The organism is Actomonas spartinae (assembly GCF_051209155.1).
Classification (GTDB): domain Bacteria; phylum Verrucomicrobiota; class Verrucomicrobiia; order Opitutales; family Opitutaceae; genus Actomonas.
Window position 1 is genome coordinate 677,052 of the sequence record NZ_JBPJGB010000001.1, and the last position, 24,679, is coordinate 701,730.

At 66.1% G+C, this 24,679-nt stretch carries 17 protein-coding genes; 4 read left to right on the forward strand and 13 right to left on the reverse strand.

Going from position 1 to position 24,679, the window contains the following annotated elements; genetic code table 11:
* Positions 1-9: 9 nt before the first annotated feature.
* The 5 genes from modB to AC0MRV_RS02695 all read right to left on the reverse strand — a co-directional run bounded on the left by modB (position 10) and on the right by AC0MRV_RS02695 (position 4,518).
* Positions 10-720: a molybdate ABC transporter permease subunit gene (gene modB / locus AC0MRV_RS02675; protein WP_472762882.1), complete on the reverse strand. Its 711-nt coding sequence runs from the start codon at positions 718-720 to the stop codon at positions 10-12.
* A 19-nt stretch (positions 721-739) separates the two neighbouring features.
* Positions 740-1,516, reverse strand: coding sequence for a molybdate ABC transporter substrate-binding protein (gene modA / locus AC0MRV_RS02680; RefSeq protein WP_472762883.1), 777 nt, complete (start codon positions 1,514-1,516; stop codon positions 740-742).
* Positions 1,513-2,817, reverse strand: a complete 1,305-nt coding sequence (locus AC0MRV_RS02685) for an alkaline phosphatase D family protein (protein WP_472762884.1) — start codon at positions 2,815-2,817, stop codon at positions 1,513-1,515. The genes modA and AC0MRV_RS02685 overlap by 4 nt, the downstream gene beginning before the upstream one ends.
* A 29-nt stretch (positions 2,818-2,846) precedes the next feature.
* Positions 2,847-3,200: a DUF3127 domain-containing protein gene (locus tag AC0MRV_RS02690; protein WP_472762885.1), complete on the reverse strand. Its 354-nt coding sequence runs from the start codon at positions 3,198-3,200 to the stop codon at positions 2,847-2,849.
* Positions 3,201-3,306: 106 nt separating this feature from the next.
* Positions 3,307-4,518, reverse strand: a complete 1,212-nt coding sequence (locus AC0MRV_RS02695) for a hypothetical protein (RefSeq protein ID WP_472762886.1) — start codon at positions 4,516-4,518, stop codon at positions 3,307-3,309.
* Positions 4,519-4,658: 140 nt separating this feature from the next.
* On the opposite strand from AC0MRV_RS02695, the gene AC0MRV_RS02700 reads away from it, so the two are divergent.
* A complete protein-coding gene (locus AC0MRV_RS02700) occupies positions 4,659-11,312 on the forward strand; it encodes a hypothetical protein (protein WP_472762887.1) in 6,654 nt (2,217 codons plus the stop codon).
* 5 nt (positions 11,313-11,317) lie between these two features.
* Here AC0MRV_RS02700 and AC0MRV_RS02705 read toward each other — a convergent pair whose 3' ends face one another.
* Both AC0MRV_RS02705 and AC0MRV_RS02710 read right to left on the reverse strand, forming a co-directional pair.
* Positions 11,318-11,488: a hypothetical protein gene (locus tag AC0MRV_RS02705; RefSeq protein WP_472762888.1), complete on the reverse strand. Its 171-nt coding sequence runs from the start codon at positions 11,486-11,488 to the stop codon at positions 11,318-11,320.
* Entirely contained in the window at positions 11,463-12,332 is an 870-nt protein-coding gene (locus AC0MRV_RS02710; protein ID WP_472762889.1) for a transglutaminase family protein, read from the reverse strand. The genes AC0MRV_RS02705 and AC0MRV_RS02710 overlap by 26 nt, the downstream gene beginning before the upstream one ends.
* A gap of 426 nt (positions 12,333-12,758) precedes the next feature.
* Between AC0MRV_RS02710 and AC0MRV_RS02715 the strand changes: the two genes are divergently transcribed.
* Together AC0MRV_RS02715 and AC0MRV_RS02720 are read left to right on the forward strand one after the other, a co-directional pair.
* Positions 12,759-13,364 (forward strand): hypothetical protein, encoded by a 606-nt coding sequence (locus AC0MRV_RS02715; protein ID WP_472762890.1) that lies wholly within the window; start codon positions 12,759-12,761, stop codon positions 13,362-13,364.
* Positions 13,365-13,651: 287 nt separating this feature from the next.
* Complete coding sequence (locus AC0MRV_RS02720) at positions 13,652-14,017, forward strand: energy transducer TonB (RefSeq protein ID WP_472762891.1); 366 nt, start codon at positions 13,652-13,654, stop codon at positions 14,015-14,017.
* A 239-nt stretch (positions 14,018-14,256) separates the two neighbouring features.
* On the opposite strand, the gene AC0MRV_RS02725 is transcribed toward AC0MRV_RS02720, so the two are convergent.
* The 6 genes from AC0MRV_RS02725 to AC0MRV_RS02750 all read right to left on the reverse strand — a co-directional run bounded on the left by AC0MRV_RS02725 (position 14,257) and on the right by AC0MRV_RS02750 (position 22,960).
* Positions 14,257-15,339 carry a PepSY-associated TM helix domain-containing protein gene (locus AC0MRV_RS02725; protein ID WP_472762892.1) on the reverse strand — a complete coding sequence of 361 codons (1,083 nt, stop codon included), beginning with the start codon at positions 15,337-15,339 and terminating at the stop codon, positions 14,257-14,259.
* Between the two features lie 172 nt (positions 15,340-15,511).
* Positions 15,512-17,620 carry a TonB-dependent siderophore receptor gene (locus tag AC0MRV_RS02730; RefSeq protein WP_472762893.1) on the reverse strand — a complete coding sequence of 703 codons (2,109 nt, stop codon included), beginning with the start codon at positions 17,618-17,620 and terminating at the stop codon, positions 15,512-15,514.
* A gap of 95 nt (positions 17,621-17,715) precedes the next feature.
* Positions 17,716-18,912, reverse strand: coding sequence for a PepSY-associated TM helix domain-containing protein (locus tag AC0MRV_RS02735; protein ID WP_472762894.1), 1,197 nt, complete (start codon positions 18,910-18,912; stop codon positions 17,716-17,718).
* Positions 18,913-18,925: 13 nt separating this feature from the next.
* Positions 18,926-19,984, reverse strand: coding sequence for a hypothetical protein (locus AC0MRV_RS02740; RefSeq protein WP_472762895.1), 1,059 nt, complete (start codon positions 19,982-19,984; stop codon positions 18,926-18,928).
* Between the two features lie 26 nt (positions 19,985-20,010).
* Positions 20,011-20,691, reverse strand: a complete 681-nt coding sequence (locus AC0MRV_RS02745) for a Fe2+-dependent dioxygenase (protein WP_472762896.1) — start codon at positions 20,689-20,691, stop codon at positions 20,011-20,013.
* A 91-nt stretch (positions 20,692-20,782) separates the two neighbouring features.
* Entirely contained in the window at positions 20,783-22,960 is a 2,178-nt protein-coding gene (locus AC0MRV_RS02750; protein WP_472762897.1) for a TonB-dependent receptor, read from the reverse strand.
* 378 nt (positions 22,961-23,338) lie between these two features.
* On the opposite strand from AC0MRV_RS02750, the gene AC0MRV_RS02755 reads away from it, so the two are divergent.
* On the forward strand, positions 23,339-24,514 hold the full coding sequence (locus AC0MRV_RS02755) for a CobW family GTP-binding protein (RefSeq protein WP_472762898.1): 1,176 nt from the start codon (positions 23,339-23,341) through the stop codon (positions 24,512-24,514).
* Positions 24,515-24,679: the final 165 nt, after the last annotated feature.

Below are 24,679 nucleotides of genomic sequence, written 5' to 3' on the forward strand. Positions count from 1 at the left end.
GGGCGAAGGTCAACCACGCGGCGCCCGTCGTTGGAGCATGGATACGACCACCAGCAGCAGAAACGACAACACCAGCAGAGTGGCGGCGAAGGCGTGGGCGGCCGGGTAGTTGAGTTTCTGCACCTCGTCGTAGAGGGCGATGCTGGCCACGCGCGTTTCGCCGGGAATGGAGCCGCCGATCATGAGCACCACGCCGAACTCGCCCAGGGTGTGGGCGAAGCCCAGCGTGAGCCCGGCGCCAATGCCGCGGCGGGCCAGGGGCAGGTGCACGCGCCACCAGGTGCGCCAGGCGGTGGCGCCGCTCGCCCGGCTGGCGTCGAGGAGTTCGGTCGGCACGGCGCGCAGCGCGGCTTGGAAGGGCTGCACCGCAAAGGGCAGGGAGTAAATCACCGAGGCGATGACCAGCCCGGTGAAGGTGAAGGACAGTGGACCGCCGGTGAGCGCGACCCACCAACTGCCGGGCGGGTGTTGGGGCGAAAAGGCGACGAGCAGGTAGAAACCGATCACGGTCGGCGGCAGCACGATGGGCAGGGTGACCAGCGCCTCGAAGACCGGCGCGAAACGCGAGCGGGTGGCGTTGAGCCAGTGGGCGAGGGGCAGCCCCAGCAGCCCGAGCAACACGGTGGTGACCGCGGCCAGTTTGAGCGTGAGGGCGAGCGCCTGCCAGAGCGGCGGCGACAACCACAGGGTGCTCAACACGTTGGCGACAGCGGGAACCACGGGCCGAGCCTGTGCAGGTTTAGCGGGCGGCGTCGATGCCGGGATTTTCGCTCACCGGAGCGTAGCCGTGGTCGCGGAGCACGGCCTGGGCCGCGGGCGAGCGCAACCATGCGATGAAGCGACGCGCGCCCGCGCTGGCCGCGCCGCGGCGCAGCAGCACCGCGGTGTGTTGCAGGGCTCGCTCGGTCGAGGGCAGGGCGAGTGCGGCACGGCGTTGGTTGGCGTTAAGGAGCGAGGCGGCGACGAAGCCGTGATCGGCGTTGCCGCTTTGCACAAAGTGCAGGGTTTGCGCGACGTTTTCGCCGACGATCAGGCGCGGTTCGAGGGTGGCCCATAGACCGGCTTCGCTCAGCACCGCGCGGGCGGCCACGCCAAAGGGGGCCGTGTCCGGATTGGCGATGGCGATGCGCGGCGCGGGCGTGGTGCGGGCCAGATCGGCCAGACCGTTCGAGGGGGCCGGCCAAAGCATCAGCAGGCCGTTGGCAAACGGCGTGAACGAGTCGGGCACGGCGTCGCCACTCTCGAGCAGCGCGGCGGGGTAGTCCGGATCGGCGGAGAGCAGCACGGCAAAGGGCGCGCCGTGGCGGATCTGGGCGACGAGGCTGCCGGTGGCGGCGATGGAGGTGCGCAGCTCGAGATCGGGCTCGGCTTGGGCGAAGGCCGCCGTGAGCGGTTCGACGACGCGCGCCATGTTGGCGGCGGCGGCGATGTCGATGCGTTCGCTCGGCGCCGCCAGGACGACGCTCGCCGTGGCGAAAACCCAGACCACCATGCGCCGCAGCCGGCAAAGGTTCATCGGGGTGGGACCGTGAAGGTCAGGGTGGTGCGCAGCTTTTGTTGGCCGTGCTGATTCATCCCCGTGAACGTGGCCTCGATGGCCGGCCCGGGATCGGCGATGTCGATCAATCCGAAAAACTCTTCGGTGGCGCCCGGGCGAATCGGTCCCTGGGTCCATTCGCCGCCCGGTGGGCTGTCGTAGCGCAGGTCGATGTCGCCGACTTGGAACTCGGGCATCACGAAAGGATCACCGCCGCCGTCGTTGGCCGCGAGGGTGCCGGTGTTGGCGCTCACCCAAACCACCCGGCGAATGTTTTGTTCGATGAGCCATTGGCGGAGGTCGGTTTTTTCGGCCGGGAAGTTGGCCCACGAATCGATGTCCGCGTTGCCCGCGGCGGTGTGCCACGGCACCGAGGAGAAAACGAGGGTGAGGGCATGCGAGGCATCGGCGCGTTGCAGCTCTTCGCGCAGCCACGTGTTCTGCCAATCACCGAGCAGGGTCGGCTTCTCGCGGGAGGGGTCACGCGCCGAACGGGTGTCGAGCACGATGAAGCGCACGCGGCCAAGCGTGAAGGCCTGGGTGACCGGGCGGGCATCGAGCGGGGCTTGGGCGAGGGCCTCGGCGCTATCGGCCGGGAAGGGGTGGTGGGGCGTGAGCTGGCGGAAGGCTTTTTGCGCTGAGATGCCGGTGGAGGTGCCGGGTTCACCGTAATCGAAACGATCCCAGGTGTAGACGAGGGGCACCGACTGCATGAGCTCGGCGCGGGCGAAGGAGCCGAGGGAGGCGAGGTAGGCGTCGGTAAAGCCCGTCGGATTGTCGGCGGTGATGGCGGCGTTGTGCAGGTTGCCGAGCTGCACGAAGAAAAGCGGTTTCTGGAAACCCATCTCGGCGAGGCCTCCGGCTTCGGAATCGGCCACCGAGCCGCCGGCGACGGCGAGGCGGAACGACGCCCGCGTGCCGTCGAGCGGCGGCGTGCGCAGGCGACCGGTGCGTTGATACTCGCGCACGTTGCCGGCGCGCACGCGGAAGTAGTAGAGGGTGTCCGGCTCAAGGTTGGTGAGCTTGTAGCGCGTCAGCAGCGGGATGTCGCCGGGACGTCGGGCCTGCTCCGGCACAGTGGAAAAACGGGAGAAGTCGCGGAGTTTGCTGATTTCCAAGCTGGTGAGCCGCGACTCAAACAGCACCACATTGACCTCCGCCTCGTAGGGCGTGAGCGCGCCGCTCCACGGGCCGCGGGCCACCAGCTGGGCGTGCGCGATCCCGGCGGCGACACCGAGGCCCGCGAGGCCGAGCAGGAGTGCGCGCAGGAGACGAAACATGGTGCGAGCTTTCCCGGTGCGAGGGCCGTTTAGAACGGCGGCTCTTCGTCCATCGAGCCGCCGCCCATTTCGGGCTCGCGCAGGGGCGGCCCGTCTTCAGGCGGGGCACCGGCGCCGTCGGCCTGGGCCTCGATTTTCCAAGCGTTGAGGTTCACGTAGTAGTTCTCTTTCCACTCCCGTCCGCGAATGTCGAAGAAGACCTTGATCTTGTCACCCTCCTTGAGGGGGCTCAGCAGGGTGGTCTTGTCCTTGACGGTCTCGAACTTGATGTCCTGCGGAAAGCGACCGTCGGGCACGGTGATCACGAACTCCCGTTTGTTGAAGCCGCTGCCGAAGGTCTGTTCTTCAAAGATTTTCTTAATGGTGCCGGAGATTTCGAACATGAGGCCCCCAACGTGAGTGCCGAGACGGCGGGGGGCCAGAATGCATTTCCGGTTTTTGCGCCAACGGACGGCGATGACGCGGGAGGGCCGCGCGAAAAAGGGGCCCTTAGCGGCTGCCGTATTCCTGCTGTTCGCGGGCGTGCTCGGTGCCTTGTTCGACGAGCACGTGGCCCGCAAATCCCACCGCGAGCACCCAGAACAAAACGAAGATCACTTTGCGGATGCTGCTGTCGTCCGCCCGGGGGCGGCCCATCGTGCGCGGGTGGTGGCGCCAGAGTTTGCTGGAGCGGCGGCGGCGACGGTGCGACGGGCGTTCCCCGGATGCGTCGGCCGCCTCCTGCTCACTCGGTTGGCCGGTCGCAGTCTCGCTGGCGGTGCCAGCACGGGAGCTGTCTTCTGGCGCGGGTCGCGCGATCTCACCCAGAGCTTCGCCCGGCGCGGGTAAAAACAGGGGGGCGCCTGCAAAGGCCGCCGTGAGTTGCAGGCCCTCGACTTCGCGTTCGGCCGCTTCGCGCAGCAGCCAGGTTTCAAAGTTCTGCGGATTGGAGCGCGCGCCGGCCGAGATCCGCGGTGACCACGGCACCATGCCGACACCGTGCGCGATCATGTTGCACAGCTCGCCGAGCCGCGGTCCCAAGCCCACGACCGCCAGGGAGTGTTGGGCGGCGTGGGATTCGGTTTTGGCCCGCAGGGGATGAAGAAACTCCGTGAGGATGTTCGGCGGCGCGTCCCGCCAATCGAAGTCCTCGTTGAACAGCAGGTCGAAGGCAGAGCTGCGGAAGTGCAGCCCCATTTCCTTTTGCACCAAGTCGATCAAGCGATTCAGCCCGGTCGGGACTTCCTCAATGTAAATGCGACCGTCGGGTTCGAGTTGCACCCGTTGGGAATCGTCCAAACCCAGCAGCCACAGCCATTGTGGCCGATCGCTGGCCATCGTCTCTTCGCGCAGAGCCACGATCGCGGTGAGCCATAAAGAGGACACCCGCTCGGCACCCGCGCCCAGAGTCAGGACCTCGTTCCGGTGGGCCGTGACGGTGAGCCATTGATGAAACCCGGTCAGCCGGGCGGTGGCGGTCACGAAACCCTGTGGCGGCGAAGGGCGCAGATCCGTGACGTGGAGCTGATCCCGTCCGGTGGCGGCGAGCAAGTGCCGCCCGTGCGCTTCCTGTCGGTAGCTGTCCTCGGAAAACTGGCTGAGCTCAATCGCCGGACCCACGTCCACCCGCGCGCGATCTGCTCCTTCCCTGAAATCCTCCGTATGGTTCAAGCGGCAGTGACCGGTCGGCGTCCGCAGGCCAAAGGGCTGAAAGCTGAGCATACCAGAAGTCATTGGGTTCAAATAGGCCTAGTGAGCGGAGGTGAGTGGTGTGGTTTGAGCAAGCGCTTTGCGAAATCAGCGAAGCAATTCGCTTTATTTCGAAGCATATAGGGTAAAGTCTCTAGGCGATCCTGCGACCGATGCCAACTCAATCTGTCTATCTCCAACGATTAGAACCTGCCCTCGTGCAGGAAATCGTGGTGTCGTTCGATCATCATCATGCCCATTCCCGCCTGCTTCAGGCGCCGAAACCGGGTGAAGCGCTGAACCCGCCGGCCGATATTGCGATTTTCGACCTCCGGCGCATGAGCGACGCGGCCGTGATTCGGGCGCAGATCGATTCCTACCGCAAATTGCGGCCGGACGTCCCCATCAACATCATCGCGGAGCGCCTGAACGAGCTCGAGGTGTCGCGCGCCGCCCGTATCAGCCTGCGCGAAGTCGTGACCACCCCGGTGACCTTCAATGGTCTCGCCGCGGCCGTCGTCCGGGCGCTCATTCCCAAATCCGGGGGCATGCCCCCGCACTGGGTTCGCAAATCCGAACTCATCCGGCTCCTCGTCGACTACACCCGTAGCCCGGACCGCTTTTTGAGCGAGCCCGAGCGCCGTTACCCGTCGCTTCGGGGCGTGGCGCCAGATAGCCCGCCTTCGGCCCCGCCCATGCCGATCCCGGTCCCGGCCGAGACCGCCGCTGAGCCGGTGGCGGCGAACCCGCCGGTCGACGCCCCGGCGGAGGCCACCCCCGAAACCGAGGTTCGTGCCCAAGCCCTCGCGCAGGCGGAAGAGAAAGTGGCCCGCCAGGAAAAGGCTCTCGCCGACACGGTCGCCGATCTGGCCGAGCGGGAACGCGCGCTCACCGAACGTGCGGAGAAGTTTAGCCGCGACCAGGCCGATTTGGCCGAGCAACTCGCGGCGATGGAGCGCGACCAGCAGGCTCTTGCCGACCAACGGGCCGAGCTTGCGGCGTCGACCGACGACCTCAGCGAGCGGGAACAACAGCTCGCAACCGACCGCGCCGCCCTCGAGACCCGGGTAGCCGAATTGGAGCAGGCTGCGGAGAAACTTGCGATTGATCGTGCCGCCCACGACACCGCCCTGCAGGAACTGGCCGCCGCCCGCAGGGCTCAGTCCGAGGCCGCGGCTCAACTTGAGACCGCGCAGGCCGAACTGGAATCCCAGCGCGCCACGCATGCCGAAGCCGCTGCGCAAATCGAGGCCGACCGACTCGCCGCCGAGAACCGGGCCAAGGAAGCCACTCAGCTCGCTGCCCGTCTGGCCGAACAGGAAGCGGCCCTGGAGGCCGAGCGCGACGCGTTGGCCGCGGCCCGGCAGACCCTCGCCGACGAGAGAACCCGGTTGGACGAGCACCGGCAGCAATTTGACCAACAAACGAGCGACCTGGCGGAGCGCGCAGCGGAGCTCTCCCGGCGTGCCCAAGATCTGGATACGGAGCGCGGCACGGTGGCGGAAACCACCGCTCAGCTCGCCGCGCAGGAGCGGGAACTCGCGGCCGCCCAAGCCGCCCACGAAACCGCCGTCGCCGAGCATGCCGCGGCGATCGCGGCTCAGCGCGAAGATTTTGGCCGCACCCAAACGGAACTGGCGGAACGCGAAACCAAACTCACCGAGCGCGAAACGACCCTGGCGGAGGCGACTGCGGAGCTTGAACGAACTCGCGCCGATCTGTCCGCCCGACAGGCCGAATTGGAAAGCCGGTCGACCGCCGCTGCGGAACTGGCGGACCAACTGCGGGAACGCGAAACTGCGCTGGCCGCCGCCGATGTCTCTCGCGCTGAAGCCGCTGCCCAGTTGAGCAAAGACGAAGCGAAACTGGCCGAAGCGTCGGAAGCCCTGGCGCAGGAAAAAGCCGAGCTTGCCGAACGAGAGGCCAAGGTGGCGGCGGTCGAGGCCGAGGTGGAAAGTCTGCACGCGGATCTCAACGTGCGCGAAGTGGCCCACGCTGAGGAAACCGCGAAGCTGGCGGCTGAAAGAGCTGAGCTCGACCAAACGCGCGCAGCCTTCGAAGCGGCGAAGTCCGCCTTTGCCGAGCGCGAAACGGACCTCACCACCGCGCGGAACGAACTCGACGCCGAGCGCACCGAACTCGAAGCACGCATCGCGGCAACTGCGGAGGCCGAAGCGCGCCTCGCTGAGCGCGAGAAGACCGGCGCCGATCAGGCGACGAAGTTGGCCGCGGACCTGGCCGAGCTCGATCAGGCGCGCGCAGCTCTCGAACAGGAGCAGTCCGCGCTTGCCGAAAGCGAGGCGGCACTCACCACCACGCGGAGCGAACTCGACGCCCAGCGCGCCGAACTCGAAGCACGCGCCGCGGCAACTGCGGAGACTGAAGCGCTGCTTGCCCAGCTCGAAACGACCAGTGCCGCGGAAGCCGCTCAACACGCTGCGGCCAAGGCCGAACTCGAAGAGGCGAAGGCTCAGTTGGCGGAGCAGCAGTCGAGCATCGCGGAGCGCGAATCGGCGTTGGCGACCGCGCAGGGCGAATTGGACGCGCGTTTGGCGGAGTTCGAAGACCGAGAAGCTTCTCTCGCGACCACCGCGGCGTCGCACGCCGAAGCCAGGGCCAAGCTCAGAAGCGAGCAGTCGGAACTCGATGAGGCCAAGGCTCAGCTGGCGGAGCGACAGAGCCAATTCGATCAGCGCGAAACGGAGCTGGCCGCCGCCCGAAACGAGATCGACACCCAACGCGCCGAGCTCGAAGCACGCGAAGACGCCGCGGAACAGACTGCGCAGGTCCTGGCCGCTCGGGAGGCGGCGTTGGCCGAGGCCGAGGCATCGCACCACGCGGCCTTGGCCAAGCTGGCGAGTGAGCAGGCGGATCTTGAAAAAACGCGGGCCGATCTGGCCGCCGCCCAAAGTGAATTTGCGGCCCAGCGGGTGGAGCTCTCGGAGCGTGAGGCGGCGGCGGCCGATGTTGCCGAGAAACTTTCAACCCGTGAGGCGCTGCTGGCTGATGCTGAGGCCGCGGGTGCGCAGGAGAAGGCCAAGCTCGATGCCGAGCGAGCCTTGTTGGAAGAGTCGCGGGAGGAACTCGTTGCGGCAACGACCGCGCTGGCCGACGATCAGCACGCCTTCGAGGCCAAGGAAGGGGAATTGGCGCGTCGTCAGGAAGAAGTGGATACGGCGTCCGCCAAGCTGGCGGACGAACAGGCCGCCCACGCCGATGCGGTGGCGAAGCTGGCCGAGGAGCGACAGGGGCTTGAGGCGTTGGCGCAGGAGCTCGAGCAGCGCGAAGCCGACGCCCATGAAGCCGATCAGGAAATCACGGCGCGGACGGAGGCGTTGGCCGCCCGCCAAGCGAAATTTGAGGCATCAGTTCGCGATGCGGCGAGCGTGCAGGGTGAACTCGATGCGAAGTCGCTCGAACTGGACCAGCGGCAGCAAGCCCTGGTCGAGCAGGCCAACGAACTTCGCGAGCTGGAGGTCAAACTCGCCGCCGCGACAACGGCGCAAGCCGAGGCAGCCAACGAACTCGAGACCGAACGGGAATCGCTGGTGCAACGCCTGTCCGAGCTCGAGCAGCAGACGTCCGCCCTTGCTGGCCGCGAGGAGACCGTGGCTGAACGCGAAAGCACGCTGCAGTCGGCGGAAGCCGCCGTGGCCGAAGCGCAGGCCAAACTTGCCGCCGAAAGCGCCGCTCTCAATACCGCGCGGCGCGATCATGCCGCGGCGGTCGAGCAGCATTCCGCGCGACACACCGAACTGGAGGCGCTTGAGGCCGCAGTCGCGGAACGCGAAGCGACGGCCGACCAGCGGGACCAAGAACTGGCCGAACGCTCGTCCGACTTGGCGCAACGCGAGGCGGACCTGACCGCTCGCATCGAGACGCATGAGGCGTCGGCGAAGCAACTGGCGGAGCAGCAGGCGATTCACGCCAAAGCCGCACGGCGACACGCCGAGGCCGAGACCTCGCTGGCTGAGGCGGAGGCCGAGCTGGACCGGCGAGGGAAAGCGCTTGCCGAAGCGGAAGAGCGCGTCGCCACGCGGGAAATCGAGCTCGACGAGCGGTTTACCCAGCTCGCCACCGACCGCGATCAACTTGACGCCGATCGCGCGGAACATCGCGCTCAAGCTGAGGCGCTCGTGGCCCGTAGCGAACAACTTGAGGCCCGCGAAACCGTGGTCGCCGATCGCGAAAAGGAAGTCGCCACCGCGCAGGAGAGCCTGTCGGCGCAGGCATCCGTGCTCGAAAAACGCGAGCAGGACCTGACCACCCGGCAGTCCGAAGTGGACGCCGTGGCCCGCGACCACGAGGCGGCGCTGGCGGAGGTCGATGCGCAACGGAAAGCGCTGGCGGATAATCTCAACGAAGTCCGGGATCGGGAGGCGGCCTTGGCGGCCTCCCGCGAGTCGCTCACGGAGGAACAGCAGCAGCTCACCACCGCGCAAACTGAGGCCGCGGCGGATCGGGCGGCGCTCACGCAGGCTCAGGTGCAGCTTGAGCAAGATCGCCAGTCCCTGAGCGACCTCGAAGCCGAGATCGGCGAACGCGAAAGCAAGTTGACGGCTGGCGAAGCCGCGCTCGCGCAACTTCGCGCCGAACTCGACGAGCAGGACAAACAACGGGACCGCGATCGTGCGGCGCTCGACGCCGATCGGCGGGCGCTCGAATCCGCGCAGGCGGAATCGGCGAAGCGCCAGTCCAGCCTCACGGCCCAAGCCGAACAACTTGCCCAACAATCCGACGCGCTGGCGGAACGCGAACGGGAATTGGACGAACGGGTCGCCAAGTTTGGAGACGCGCAGCGCGATCAAGAAGCCGCGACGCAGGCTTTGGCGGGCGAGCGCGATGAACTTGCCCAAGCCCGGGAGGCGCTTGCTCAACTCAAGGCCAAACTCAAGCAGCGCGAAGCCGACGTGGCCGCGGCGGCCCAAGGTCACGAAGCCGCCTTGGCCTCTCTTGAGTCTGAGCGCGAGGCTCTGGATGCCGAGCGCAATGCCCTCGTTGCGGCGCAGGAGAAGCTCGCGGCTGAAAATGAGGCTCTCGGCGCAAAGACCTCCGCGCTCGAACAGCGCGCCGCGACGCTCGACCATTCTCTCGACGCTCACGAGCAAGCGGTTGCCGAGCTTGCTGCCGATCGCACGGCTCTGGCCGATGAACGGACGGCCGTCGAAGCCCGCGCCGCCGATCTTGCCGCCGCCGAAAGTTCACTGAACGAACGCATGGAGGCCTTGGCGCGCCGACAGGCTGAATTCTCCGCTGCTGAGACCGAGCTCAACGCGTCGCGCGCACGACATCAGGGCGACCTTGAAACCGTTGCCGCCGAACAGGCGACCTTGGCGGCCGCCAAGGAACAACTCGCGGCGCAGCAGGCGGAGCTAACCGACCAGAACGGGCAGCTCACCGAAGCGCTCAAGAACCTCAAAGCGCGGGAGCAAAAACTCGCCGCGGCCGAGAAAGCTCACGCCGCGACCACCGCTGATGTGTCCGGCACTCAGGCCGAGTTGCAGGAACGGGCGGCTGCGCTGGCCGAGTTGGAATCGCGCCTGCAGGACCAGCAAAGCGAGCTCGAGCAAGAACGAGCAAAGGTCGATGAAGCCACCGCCGCGCTCACAACGTCGCGGGAAGAGCTCGCGGCCGCGCGCCGCGGCGTGGAGGAAGCGACGGCCGAGTCGACGGCCGACCGCGAAGCGATCGCCGAGGAACGCCGGGTGCTGGAGCAACGCGCGCAGCAGCTTGAGGCGGACGCACGTCGTCTCGCTGAGGATGAGGCCAATCTCCAGCGCCGCACCGATTCGCAGGCCGAGGATCTTGCCGGCTTGCGGCAGCGACAGGCCGAGCTTGACGTCCGGGAGCAGGAACTCGCGTCCGCTGAAGAATCCGCCGCTGCCGAGCGGCAAGCCCTGGCAGCGGCACGGGAGGCGGCCGCGGCGCGAGCGACGGAGCTGGCGAACAACGAGGCGACGCTGCGCGAGCGCGAGGAGCAGGTCGCCAGAGCCGAAGCCGCCCTGCGCGAAGCCCGGGAGTCGAGCGAGCACGATGTTGCGCGCCTTGCCGATGAACGCGCAGCGCTGGCGCGTGAGCAGTCCGAGCTCGAGCAGGCGCGAGCTGCCCAGGCCGCGGAAGCCCAAGCCCTGGTCGCTAACCGGGCGGAAATCGAGACGGCCCAGCGCGAGCAGCAAACGGCGCAACAAAAGCTGCAGGCGGCGCAATCCGAGTTTGAGCGACGGGAGACGCAGTTGCAGGCGCGCGCCGCCAGCCTCTCCACCGAGACCGAGGCCCTGGCCCAACGTGCCGCCCAGATTGCCGCGTCCGAGCGCACTTTGGCGGAACGCACCGCCGCGCTGGAAACGCAGGCCAACCGGAACGAGGCGGCGCAGTCCGCCCTCGACGAACGCACCCGGGCCGTGGCCGCGCGGGAAGCGGCGATCGAGCAGCGCGAACGTGAACTCGAATCGGCACCGGCGCCGCGGGTCGAGTCCAGCGCGGAGGCCAAGATCGTGGCCGTCGAGGTGGCGAAACTCCGCAATTTTGAAGCCCAGCTCAAAGCTCGCGAGCAGCAGGTGCTGGAGCACGAACGGCAGCTCAAGCACCGGCAGTCGCTTATTGCCGAAAAGCAGGCCGAGACCCAGCGCTCCGGCAATGAGCAGGCGCTGCGCAAGACCGATCTCGACGACCGTATCCGGGAGATGGATGCGATGGAGGCCGCGTTGCGCGAGCGCGAGCGCAACCTGAGTCGCATCGAAATCGAGTTGGCCAAAACCCGTGCGCAACTCGCCGCCCGCGAACGCGAGGCGCAGGCCCTGCGCGATTCGTCAGCGGCCGGTGCGTAAGGTCGTTAGTCGGCCGTCACGTCGTCGCCCGCGTCCTCATCCCACTCCTGGCAACATGAGCCCCGCAGGGGGTAGCAGGTGTCGCAAATCGGTTCGCCGCCCACGTAGTGGGTGACGGGCACGCCGCAGTGCACGCAGGGCGCGGCGGGATTAAGATTCTCGGGTGACGCTGACATCGACTTGGAGCTCCGACGTGACGTCGGCGTTGGGGCTGGAGAAGGAACCGGCCACGGGGGGGAGACTTTCCGGATCGCGGCCTACGGCGACCGCGATGTGGTTCGGCCCGGTGACGATGCCGCCGGTGCTGTCGAAGCCCTTCCAACCGGCGCCGGGCAGGAAGACCTCGGTCCACGCGTGGGTGGCGCCCATGGCGGCGGGAATGTCCTCGGTCGAGGCGTAACCGCTCACGAAGCGGGCCGGCAGACCGAGGAAGCGGCAGGCCTCGATCATGAGGGTGGCAAAGTCGCGGCAGGAACCGGACATGGTTTTGAGGGTGTCGGCCGGGCGTTGCACGCCGGGCTCCTCGCGGGCATTGTAGCGGAAAGTCTCAGCGATGGTGCGGTTGATCCGGTCCAGCAGCACGTAGGTCTCGATCGCCTGACCGACCGGAGCGAAGGTTTTCACCCAAGCACCGACGGCTTTCTGGTCGGAGTTGAAGACGGGCGTGAGGTAAGGCGTGAGCTCAATGCGTTCGGCCGGATCAAACACGAACGGGTAGTTGACCGCGCGGTCTTCGACCACGAAGTCGAGCGGCTTGGTATCGTAGTGTTCCACATGGACCTCGCTGTAAATGGCCAGCTCTTGGGTTGGTGTGGGGTCGAAGCGCACGATGGCGACGGAGTTGCTGTGCACATCGCGCGTCCAGGTGACTTTCGCGGGCGTCGGCGTGAGGTTGAGGCTGGAACTGGTGATGCGCAGGTCATGCCCCACCCGCGGCCGCAGCAGCAGCCGATGTTCTCCCAGCGAAACCGGGCTGGAATAGCGATAGTGCGTGGTGTGACGGATGAGCAGCGGAGTCATGGACGAAGGGTTTGGTCAAAGTGACACCTGACGTGCTCAGCGCGCAAGCGGCGGCGTGGGTCGTTACGTCCCGGGGCGATGTTGATTTCCTTCCGGATCTGTCGCCATGCGCGCAGCGCGGGGTGAGTTTCTGCCTCATTTGATCGCCTGTCCAAGCGCATCGGACTTTCCCTGCGGTTCAGCGCCGCTAGGCTGAGGGGTGTGACTTCCCCTGAACGCTCCCGTCATCGGCGTCGTCAGCGCTTGGCTGCGGCGATAGGCGTGGCTGGTTTGGTGGTGTTGCTAGCGGCTCTGCTTGTGCCGAGCATGATACCTGAAAGGGCGGAGGAGCCGGAAAGCGAAGTGGTTTCGAGTCCGACTCCGGTTGCGGTAGCGGAAGAAGCAAGCACCGCTAGAGCGCCGGCTGGTTCTGCTGAAGTGAGACCGATGCCGGTTGAACCGACCTATGACGACGCCCAGGTGGTCGGGGCGGTGCGGGAGTTGTTTGGTGCGATGGTGGCCAAGCGGTTCCCCGAGAATCCACGGCGAATACAGCAAGTCATGGAGCTGCTCGTCGCCCTGCATAGTTTGGCCTCCGCAAACCGTGCGGAGATGAACGGAGACGATCGATTGGAAGAGGGCGAGGCAGCGTTAGCCTCTCTCAGGCCGATCGCGGCAAACGAGCATGACCAAGCGTTTGCGATGGAGCTCTACAGTTTGCGAACCCAGGCCTACAACTACCGTCGGGTGTTGCTGAAGACCTTGGACCAAGCGGGGGAGGTTCTATCGAGTGAGGAGGAGCTGAAGCTGTTGCGAGCAATGGATACGGTCTATCGGGACGAAGGAAGCCGACGCTGGTTTCAAACCTGGTCACTGGGCGAGCAACAAGCGGGCGAGCAGGAATGGGTGACCAGATTGGATATGGTGTTTTTCGAAATCATTGAAAACGAGCTCGGTGCGGAAGTGGCGCAGTTGGTCAGCGACGCGCTGGCCAGACACGATCGTTGGCCGCCGATCGCTGCTCCGATGAGCGACAATCCGGGCAGGCGCTGATTGTTCCCGTTGTTGCGAGCTCGTGCTCGGATGGTGCGAATCGGTCTTTGGGGCGTCGGAGACGACGATACGGTTCCCATTTTTGGGAGGCGCGAATCTCGGCAGCGGCACCTAAGAGGACCTGAAGTGATTTGATGAATAATCGTAAGATTCTATTAAACAGGGAATAGTAAAATTAAGAAACCTTTGGCACGGGCGGTGCGAATAGGGGGATAGAAAACGCGAGCTTCGCGTCTCTCTCCCAAACTAAACCCAAATTCCAAACTACCGCCCTGCGGTTTCTTACCATGAACCAATCCTTCAAACTCCTCTCTTCCGCTCTGCTCACTTCCGCGCTGCTGGCATCCTCCGCACTGGCGTTTCCGTATCAGGATGTGGCGCCCAAGGCACTCACCGCGCCGCAGCCGACCGAGATCGTCGCGCCGGAGCTTTCGATCCATGACGCGGGTCAAAACATCCGCGTGCGGGTGACCATCGATGAGAACGGTCAGGCGAGCGATGTGCGGGTGCTGTCCTCGGTCGATCGCGCGCTCAACCGCCGCATCGTCAAGGCCGTTGAGCAATGGCGTTTCGAACCGGCTGTGCGTGATGGCAAGGCCGTCAAGGTCCGCGCCGTGATGCCGATCGAGCTCAAGCTCGACGCGGCTTCCTGAGCGGCGAACCGCGCTCTCCGGATTTGGATTTCTTACAGACGGTAACGAAGCGCACGAAGCAGGAGAAAGGTATGCCTCCCACGACGCGTCGGGATCTTGGTTTCACCCGGTAAAATCCCGCGGGTCCAAGCGCCGGTTTTGCGGCCGATGTCGTCCGGATTCTAATCCGAACGGCATCGGCCGTATTCATTTTCCGGCTACCTTGGTCCCCTGCGTTTCCTTCTGTAAAAACAAAGATCCTAGGCGGACCGCGCCGGTTTCCGGCGGCGGTGGAACCAGATCATGGCGCCACTGAGGGTGAGGGCGCCGGGGGCAAGGCCGGCGAGGCACCAGAAAATCTTCGAAACGATTCCGCCGAAGTCGCCGAAGTGCAGCGGCTCGAAGCTGTCGACCACCCGCGCCCAGAAGCCGGCCGTGCGCAGGTCCTTCTCGGTGTTGATTTCCAATGACGCGGCGTCGAGCCAGAGGCTGCTGCCGTAGCGGCTGCGGAAGGCCGCGCCGGGTTCGGTCTGACCAAAAACGTAGAACTGTTTGTCCTCGGCGGTCGGCAGGTAGACGTAGTTGAAGGCGTAACCGGGCCACTTGGCTTCGGCCAGGGCGGGGAGTTCATCGACGCGATCGAGGCGGCCTTCGTAGGGCGTCCAGACTTCCTCCTCCTCGTGCTCATGGCTCATCTCCTCGATGACGTGAGCGATGTTCCAGTAGGCGCCGGTGAAACCGAGCAGCACGTTGAAGGGCAGCGAGGCGATGCCGACGGCCTTGTGCAGATCGGACGAAAACAGGCGCCAACTTTGGCCCCAGCGCAGTCGGAAGACGGTCTTGAAGAACGCGCGGTGCAGGTAGAGGCCGGAGAGGCTGAGGAAGATGAACACGATCGCCAGCAACGCGGTGATGACGAGGCCCACGTGGTCGGCGAAGAAGGTGTAGTGCAGGTCGACGAACCAACCGTAGATGGTGTCGTGGGTGGCAACGGGCGCCGGGGTGCCGATCGCACCGGTGGCGGGATCGACCGTGACGATGTGCCAGTCGTTGGCGTCGGCGTGCGGTGTGACGTAGGCCACGTCGCGGCGTTCGTCACCGTGGTAGAGCAACCAGCCGCGCACCCAGAAATCGGGCGCGGACGCTTCGACGCCAGCGATGAGTTCCGACAAGGGCCGGCGCGGGGCGTCGGTCGGCGACTCCCGCAACACGACCTCGGGCTGCTGCGCGCGCGTGATCTCGTGATGGAACACGAGCACGCTGCCGGTGAGGCCGATGAGGACGAGGCCCAGCCCGGCAAAGAGGCCGAGCCAGGAGTGCAGTTGCCAGAGACGCTTACGCATGGAGCTGAAGTTTCTTTTAACCACGAATGGACACGAAAGGCTTCGGCTACCGCCTACGCACCGCAGCTAAACAACCGGGTTGGAGGCGAAACGGTAGTGAAGCCCATTCGTGTCCATTCGTGGTTTAGAACAATCCGGTGTAACGGGAGGTTTGGTTGCGGAGCAGTGGGCCTCAGAGTTTGTAGTCGAAGGCGATCGAGAACTGGCGGGGGGCGTTGTAGATGGCGCCGTATTGCACGGTGCGCAGGACTTTTTCGTCGGTGAGGTTGTCGACGTTGAGGCGGATGGTGGCGGACTGGTTCAGCTCGTAGGCGGCGAAGGCGTTGACGAGGAGGTAGGCGTCCTGACGGGCGCCACCGTTTTTCTCGATGTCGGACTGCCAGCGTAGGCCGGCGCCGAAACGGAGCTGGGGCAGGGCGGGCAGGCGGGTGTCGGCGCGCAGGCTCACGATGGTGCGCGGGACCCACTCGTAGATGTCGTTCCCGTCCGGACCGGTGAGGTCCATGTGGGTGAAGCCGGCGGTGAGGTGGGTGGATTCGCCGAGGCGGCCGGTGGCTTCGAGTTCGAAGCCGCGCGAGGTGACGTCACGGGGCTCGTAGTAGGAGCGTTGGGCGACCGGATCGAACCCGGCTTCGGTGGCGAGGCCCTTTTGCTGGGCGTCGAAGTAGGCGGCGGTGGTGAGGAGGCGGCGGTTGAGCCACTCGGCCTTGAGGCCGATCTCGAAGTTCACGCCCTTCATCGGCGCGAGGAAGGCGCCGTTGATGTCGCGCTGGTCCTGGGCCTGAAAGATGTCGGAGTAGGAGGCGTAGGCGAGGAGGTTGTCGGTGAGGTCAACGGTGAGGCCGGCGTAGGGGCTGACCTTTTCGGTGGTCTCGTTGTCGAGGTTGACGCCGCCGCCATAGATGGAGGTGCCGTCGCGCTTGAGCTGGATGGCGTTGAGGCCGCCGATGGCCTTCACGTGATCGGTGAGCGCGAGGCGGGTGGCGGCGTAGAAACGCACGAGCGACTGGTCGCCGTCGCTGCCAACGTAGGTGTCACCCCAAACCGGCTCGGCGTAGATATCGCCGGCATACGGGAAGGCCGGGAGCACGGCGCTGGGCGAGCTGACGATGTTGTAGGCATCGGTGTAGTTGTCCTGTCGTGACAGGCTGAGTCCGGCAATGACCTCGTGGCTACGGTTGAAGGCCTGGAAGCGGCCGGAGACATTGGCGTCGACAATGTCGGCGCGGGAGTCGCCCTGGCTGCGGTAGGGCCAGCCGAGCAGGCCGGTGCGGTCGGCGTTGAGGGTGCCGGTGAGCGAGTAGGCGTAGAAGAGCTTGGTGGCACTGTTGCCGGTGCGGTGGTTGTAGGTGAGCGAAGCGGCCCAGTCGTCGGAGAAGGTGTGGGCATACTCGACGAAGGCGTTGGCGGAGCTGAGTTCCCAATAGGTCCAGTCCTGCGAAGTGGAGGCGGAGGCATCGAACTCGGTCTGAGAGCCGTCGGCCAGCATCAGGGTGAGCGAACCCCACATGGGCGACTGCTGCAGATATTCGGTGTAGGCGAAGCCGGCGGTGAGCACGCCGGCGGTGCCGACTTGGCCCTCGACGACGCCGTAGGCGGAGGTGCGGCGATCGTGGAGTCCGCGCAGGTAGGAGTCGCTGTCCTCGTGGGCGACGACGAAGCGGGCGGCCCAGGAACCGGAGTCGGTGAGGACCTTGTTGTAATCCAGGGCAACGCGCGCGAGGTCGTGGGAGCCGGCGCGCACGCTGAACTCGCCGCCGTCGTGGTTGATGGGGCGCTTGCGCACGTAGTTGATGGTGCCGGAGGCGTTGCCGACGCCGGTGAGCAGGCCGTTGGCGCCGCGGATGAGTTCGATGCGATCGAAGAGGTAGGTGTCCTGTTGGCCGACAACGAGGCCCCAGTCGTTGGTCATGCCGAGGCCGTCGATTTGGGTGAGCATGATGTCGAAGCCGCGGGAGCTGTAGGACGTGCGGCTGGTTTCCCATTCGTCGACCGTGAGGCCGGTGCCGAGGCGCAGCGCGTCGTTGGTGCCGGAGGTGGCGAAGTCGCGCATGGCCTGCTGGTCGATCGTGCTGATCGTCTGCGGCGTTTCCTTGATGGTGAGCGGCAGGTTGGTCGCGCCCTGGGAGGTGCGAAACTCGCGCTTGGCCGTAACGGTGAGTTCGCCGAGCGAGATCGTGTCGGCGTCGGGTGCGATCTGCGCGTGAGCGGTGAAGGCGAGGGCCAGGAGCGTCGCGCCGAAGCGGAGGAGTTGGGACGGAGAAGCAGCGGAGTGGTTCATCGTGGATTGGAAATTAGAAATGGGACTCAGTCTCATAAGGTTGGTAAAAAAGGGCTCGTAGCGACGGGGGTGCGGCGAGCCCGGTTGAAGAACGATCAGTGGGTAGGCGTGGTCGCGACTTTGGCCGGCCGGCCGAAGAACCGGCGGTAGCTGAGGGCGAAGCCGGTGTAGACGAGGAAGCAGCCAGCGAGGCAGCCGATGGCACCGAGCAACTGGCCCCACCAGCCAAGGGCCTGGCCGGTGTGGAGGAAACGCATCCAGATGCGGGCTTGGCGGCCGGGGCTTTGGTCGGCGAAGGTCTGGCGGTCGATGATTGCCGCGGTGCCGAGTCCGGCGGCGGCGTCGATGGTCAGGGTGGTTGAAGCGGTGCGGGGCCAGTCGTGGGGCGTTTTGACCGTGACTTCGGTGGTGGTGCCTACCACCGGGAGGCGCAGGCTGAGCGTGCTCCAATCGGGTTGGTCGGCGGCGGCCAGGGTAAAGAAGGTATCGAGGGGGATGGATTCGGTGGTGGGCGACGCGGTCGGACCGGGGTCACCGACCCCGGCTACAACTGTCGGCGCAGCCGACGGGGACGTCGGCGGGCCGGGCGGGCCGCGGCGGACGGGGGGCTCTTCGCCGGCGATGCGGTAGACGAGGTCGCCGGCCCAGCGGTAGGAGATGACCGTGCCGGTGGCGCTCATGACCGCGATGGGAATGAGCATCCAAAATCCGAATACGTTGTGCCAGTTCCAGTCGCGGGCCTTGCCGGCGGAGCCGTTGAACCATAGCGCCGGGCGAAAGGCACGCGCGGCCCACTTGCGCGGAAACCACAGGTAGAGGCCGGTGATCGCGAGCACGAGAAAGGCGGTGTTGCTCACGCCGGTGATGGCCTTGCCGGTCGCGCGGCTGTCGCCCTCGCGGGCGAGCCAACGGTGCCACGACACCATCGTGCGCATGAAATTTTCCATGGCGTGCGAGGCCGGTTCGCGGATGCTGCCGTCGGCGGGATTGAAGGGATGGGTCTCGCGGCGGCCGAGGTGAATGACCGGGGCGTCGAAGGGGTTGGACGAAAGGGTCAGCGCGGTGGGCTGCAGGTCCGGGTTTTTTTCTGCAAACGCCTGGAGCAGCTCGTCGGCGGGACGTTGCACCATCTCGGATCGAGTCAGCGTTCGCGCGTCGCGTTGGGACCAGGCGACGAGTTCGCTCTCGAAGGCGAGCGCGATGCCGGTGAACGACATGATGAAGATGATCACGCCGCAGACGAGGCCGGCGGCGAGGTGAATCCAGAAGAGGATGGAACGGAAACGGGGCACGGCGGCGATGCGGTCAGGCGATGGAGCGGGAGTCGGAGGTGGGAGACGGGCGCAGCCAAGCGGGGGTTACCTGCAACTCGTGTTGGAGGGCGAGCAAATGATGGGCGGAGGCCTCATCGACGTTGAGCGCGCGGGGCCGGGCAAGGTCGGCGCGGACACGGGCGAGGGCCCGGTCGGCGATGAAATGAAAGTCGGTTTCGGCGGCGAAGGGCGCCGGACCGCTGGCGGGATCGAGCGCGTCGCGCAGAAACTCGAGGAGGAAGTGCGGCTGGTGCCGGCCGTAGGCTTCGGCGCCGAGTTGAAAGAGTGACGCGGCGAGCAGGCGGGCGGTAGGGTGGCCGCGATGGAGCCAGGCGGTCGCGAGGGCCAACGCGGCTTCGAGCTGATCGGTGAATTCGCCAAAGGTGTCGGCGTCGAGGCGGGGCTCGCGGAGCAGAAGATCGATCCGGGCCGCCTCCAGCGCGAGCGTGGCCGCGATGGCGTCGGTCGCCTGGATGGGGACCAACCAAGCGACGGCGTTGGCGAGCAGCGGCTCGATCGTAGAGGACAAGTCGTGGTGCTCGTCGGCTTGATTCAGGTAGGTTTGCACCAAGTCGATCGCGGCACCGGCGGCGTTGCGTCGGGCGATGGCACCGTGCCTCGCGTCGTCGAGCGCAGGCTCGAGCAGGGCAAGCGCCCGATTGAAGGCGTGGCGGGCCGCGAGAGTTTGGTGTTCGCGGATGAGCAGTTGACCGCGGTTGGTCCACAGGGCGCCGTGGTTGAGGCGGCGTTCGGGCGTGAGCTCGAGGCTGGAGAGCGCGGCACTGGCGGCGTCGTAGGCATCGTGAGCGCCGGGGTAGTGCAGCGGGCCCATCTGTTGAAGGATGTTGCCGCGGTTGAGCCAGGCGAGAGCGAGGGTCTGGAGGGCGACGGGGTTGCTGAGGTCGGGGTCGATGCTCTCGCGCGCCCGGTCGTAGCAATCGAGGGCGATGCGCAGGTCCGCCATCCGGCCCGATGCGGCGCAGTGATGGCCGCGTTGCAGCCAGTCGGCGGCGGTGGTGGGGGGCGGTGGCGTGTTGCGGGAAGCGGGCATCGGGAAGGTGGGGGCGTTGCCGCGCCTCACATCTCCGCCCAGCGGCGGAGGAGGTTGTGGTAGACGCCGGTGAGTTGGACGACCGACGGGTGCGTCGCCATTTCGGTGCCGAAGCGTTGGATCGCGATGTCGAGGTCGAAGAGCATCGAGCGGTCCTGGTCGGCGCGGATCATCGACTGCAGCCAGAAGAAGGAGCAGAGGCGCGTGCCGCGGGTGACGGGCGTGACCTGGTGCAGGCTGGTCGACGGGTAGAGGATCAGGTGGCCGGCCGGCAGTTTCACCGACTTCGAGCCGTAGGTGTCCTCGATGATAAGTTCGCCGCCGTCGTATTCGTCCGGGCCGGCGAAGAAGAAGGTGCAGGAGAGGTCGGTGCGGATGCGCTGGCCGGTGCCGGGGATGGTGCGGATGGAGCCGTCGACATGCGTGCCAAAGGTCTGGCCGCCGGCGTAGCGGTTGAACATGGGCGGCAGAATATGCAGCGGGAGCGCGGCCGACATGAAGAGCGGGTTTTGACCGAGGGCCGACAGGAGCACGTTGCCCACCTCGACGGCGACCGGATGCTCGGCGGGCAGCTGCTCGTTGTTTTTGACGCGGGCACCCTGATGGCCGGCGGAGACCTTGCCGTCGACCCAGTCGGCGGCTTCGAGCTTGGCGCGGCAGTCGGCGAGGACGGCGGGCGGGAGGATGTCGGGAATGGCGAGAATCATGGCTGAGAGGCAGGTATTTTTTTAACCACGGATGGACACGGATGGCTTCGCCTACCGGCTACGCACTGAAACGAGGAAGAATGGACAGGGCTCAGAACGAGTAATAGGCGCTGAGCAGGAACTGGCGGGCTTGGCCGGGGATGTGGTGGCCGCCGCCGATGCGGTCGATATAGCGCTCGTCGGTGAGATTGGTGGCGTTGAGGCGGAGGGTGAGGGCGTCGTTCACCTGGTAGGAGGCCATGGCGTTGAAGAGCCAGTAGGCGGGAATTTCCTGTGTATTCACCGAAGTGTTACGCGGCACACTGTCCATGTATTGAGCGCCGCCGCCGAGGGTGACGCCGCCGGGCAGGCGATAGGTGCTCCAGAGGTTGAAGGAAGTGGTGGGCGTAAGGCCGAGTTCCAGGCCCTCGAGGTCGGCGTCGTTGGACGCGATGACCTCGCTTTGCATGAGGGAGAGGCCGGCGAAGACATCCCACTGGCGGTTGATGCGACCGGCGGCGGAGAGCTCGATGCCGTCGACGCGTTCGCGACCTTCCAGCACGACGGGCGGGTCGTTGGGATCGATGCCGGGCGTGCGGGCGTTGGTCTTTTCGGTGCGGAAGAGCGCGGCGCCGAGCGAGAGGTGACCGCCGAGGGTGTTCCACTTGGCGCCGAGCTCGTAGGAGTCGGTTTGCTCGGGATCGACCTGCGAAAGGTCGGTGCGGCGCGAAGTAAGGCTGAGGCCTTCGGCCGAAGGGTTGAAGGAGTTGGCGTAGCCGGCGTAGATCGAGGCGTTCTCGATGGGCTTGTAGGTGACACCCAGACGACCGCTGACTTCGGCGTCGGTGCGGGCGTAGCTGGTCTTGGCGCCGGTCTCGTCGACGACGTCGTAGGCGGCTTCGAAGTGATCGTAGCGGGCGCCGGCGAAGACCTGCCACTGCCGGCCGGCGAAGAGGTTGTCGAAAGCGTAGAGCGAGAAGGTGTCGCCCTGGCCGCGGTTGTAGGCGCCGTTGCGGGTGATGTTGCCGTTGTAGGGATCGTTGGGATTCGGTGAAACCACGTCGGTGTCGGGCAGGACGGTGTTGGGATCCTCGACGCGGGTGTAGTTCTTCTCGGTCTCGCGGGTGAATTCGACGCCGGCGCTGAGGGCGTGGTTCACCTCGCCGCCGTTGTTCAGTTCGGTGGTGAAGTGGGTCTGGTTGGAGAAGACCTCGTCGGTCTGGTCGCGCGACTTCCAGTCGGAGCGGCGGATGACGGTGTCGCTGCCGGATACGAAGCGTGGCGCGGTGATGACGGAGTCGCGGTAGGTGCGGCCGAAACGGGTGAGGTTGCGCAGGGTGAAACCGTTGCCCTGGTGCGAAACGGTGACGGTGGCGAGATCCTGATCGATGCGTTCGTAATCGCGTTGTTTTAGGCCATACCAGTTGGAGAAGGGCACGGCGGGATCGGCGTCGAAAGTGGCGCGGGGCATGCCGTAGTCGGGCACGTTGTCCTGCTCGAGGTGCTGGTAGGCGACGGTGAGTTGGGTGGGGCCGGTGAGACCGAGGGCGAAGGACGGCGCGACGCCCCAGCTGGAGTTGTTCACGACATCGCGGCCGGGCACATCGGCGTCGGCGGCCATGAGGTTGAGACGGATGGCCTTGTCGCCGTCGGCGCTGAGCGGCTGGTTGAGGTCGAGGGTAGCACGGGTGAAGTTGTCGGTGCCGACGACGACGGAGCCGGTGCGGTGCTGGCCCTGCATAGGCGACTTGGTGACGAGGTTGATGGAGCCGCCGGTGGATCCACGGCCGGCGGTGGAGGAGGAGGGACCTTTCGCGACCTCGACCTGTTCGAGGTTGAAGGCGTCGCGGGCGTAGCCGCCGAGGTCACGCACCCCGTCGACAAACATATCGGTGCGGGCGGAGAAGCCGCGAATGGTCATTTGGTCACCGGCCGGCGTGCCGCCCTCGCCGGCCTGGAAGGTGATGCCAGGGGAGTTGCGCAGGATATCGCGCAGGGACGTCGCGGCCTGCTCCTCCATGATGCGTTGGGGGATGACCGTGATGGTTTGGGGTGTGTCCAGCAGGGGGGCGTTGAAGCGCGGGGAGGAAAGCTGCCGCTCGCGGGAGCCCTCGACGGTCTGGGCCTCGAGCTGAACGACCTCGTCGTTGGTGGCCTCGCCGGACGTCGTGGCGATGGCGGTTTGAGCCGCGGCGCTGGCGCCGGTGGCCGCGAGTGCGGCCGCGAAGGGCGCCGCGCGGCGAGGCAGCTGGCGAGCGAAGGAAGCGGAGGGAGCGAGGGTGGACTGCATAGGGAAAGGCGGTGGAAGGAAAGGAGAGGGCGGAAAAGGGCGGATGGCCGCCGGGCGACCAAACCCGGCGGCCGATGGACCGTGACCAGCTCAACCCGTCTCCAGGTCGGCCGGTTTCTTGGTGGTGGTGGGGCTCACCGCATACCTTGTTGGTGAGACCCCGTCGCACAAAGAACGTGTTGCGATACGGTCTCATTCTCAGACTCGGTCAATGCTTTTTTAGAGAATGGTTCTCATTCTCATTTTATGGGCAGGTGCATTGATCTCGGAAATATCTGGGAATGATTAAGATAGATTCCAGACTGCCGGAATAGGTGAATTTAGGCCTATTCAAAGTTGAGATCGCCACGATCGGAACCGCTGGCTCTGTTCGGACACGTGATTGACTCCCTCGAAGCAAAGACGCGCCGACCCGGTGTGACCGTGTTGAGCGGCTTTTTGGGGGCCGGCAAGACGACCTTGTTGCGACACGTGTTGGCGCAGGCGGAGGGACGACGCTGGGCCGCGGTCGTCAACGATGTGGCGGCACTCAACATCGATGGCGCCGTGGTTGAGACCTTGGGCGGAGGAGCTGAGGTCGTGAAACTGGAGAACGGTTGTGTGTGTTGCTCGAACCGGGACGATCTGGGCGAGGGGCTCGCGCGCTTGGCGACCGAGGGGGAGTTCACCCACATCTTCGTCGAGTCCTCGGGTGTGGCCGAGCCGCGGTCGGTGGCGCAGCTGTTTGTGCAGAAAAATCCCTTTGGGCGTTCGCTGGCGGACTTTTGCACGCTGGCGAACCTCGTGACGGTGATCGACGTCGCGGTGTTGGCCGAGCAACTCCGCGACATGCGAGCAGGCACCTCGGCGCAAAACAATCCGCCGGTCGTCGCCGGCGCGCCCCGTCCGCTCGTGGAGTTGATGTTGGAGCAGGTGGAGTGCGCCGATCTCATCGTCCTCAACCAGTGTGACCGGGCCGAAACCGATGATCTGGCGGCGGTGCGAGAGGCCGTGGCCGGGCTCAACGCGCGGGCGGAGGTGGTGGAAACCGAACAGGGGCAGATCACCAGCGAGTCCTTGGTGGACCGATCCCGTTTTGACGCGAGCGAGACCCTCGGAGGCGCGGCCTGGATCAAGTCGCTCAACGCGATCGCGGAGCGGCCGGCGGGCGGCTTGGTGGCGAAACCGATGCCCGCGCGGCATGAGACGCGTTTTGGGCTGACGAGCTTTGTGTATCAGGCGCGATGCGCCTTTCGCCGCGAGGCCTTGCGCGCGTGGGTGGACGCCGGCGTGCCGGGACTGGTGCGGGCGAAAGGTTTCCTGTGGCTGGCGGAGGCGCCGGACGAGATGCATTTCCTGTCCCTCGCCGGCGGTATCAGCCGGTGGGATACCCTCAATCCCTGGTGGGCGGCGATGATTGAGGCGGGACGCGCCACGCGTGAACAGTTGCCCCCGGGCGTGCAGGCCGCGTGGGTGGAGCCGCACGGTGACCGGCGGCAGGAGCTGGTCTTCATTGGCGTCGGTCTGGACGAGTCCGCAATGCGGGCGGCGCTCGAGGCGTGCCTGCAGGCTTAGGTTTTACGGGAGCTATTGGATCGCCGCGCTCTAGGGATTGGGTCAATTCCACCTGCGGCGGCAGGCAGAACCCGCCGCTTCCTTCAGTTTTACCGCAGCGCACGATGTCCGGCGTAAGGCCCGACACACAAGTAACCTGGAGCCAGCTGTCACGTATGACGTGAC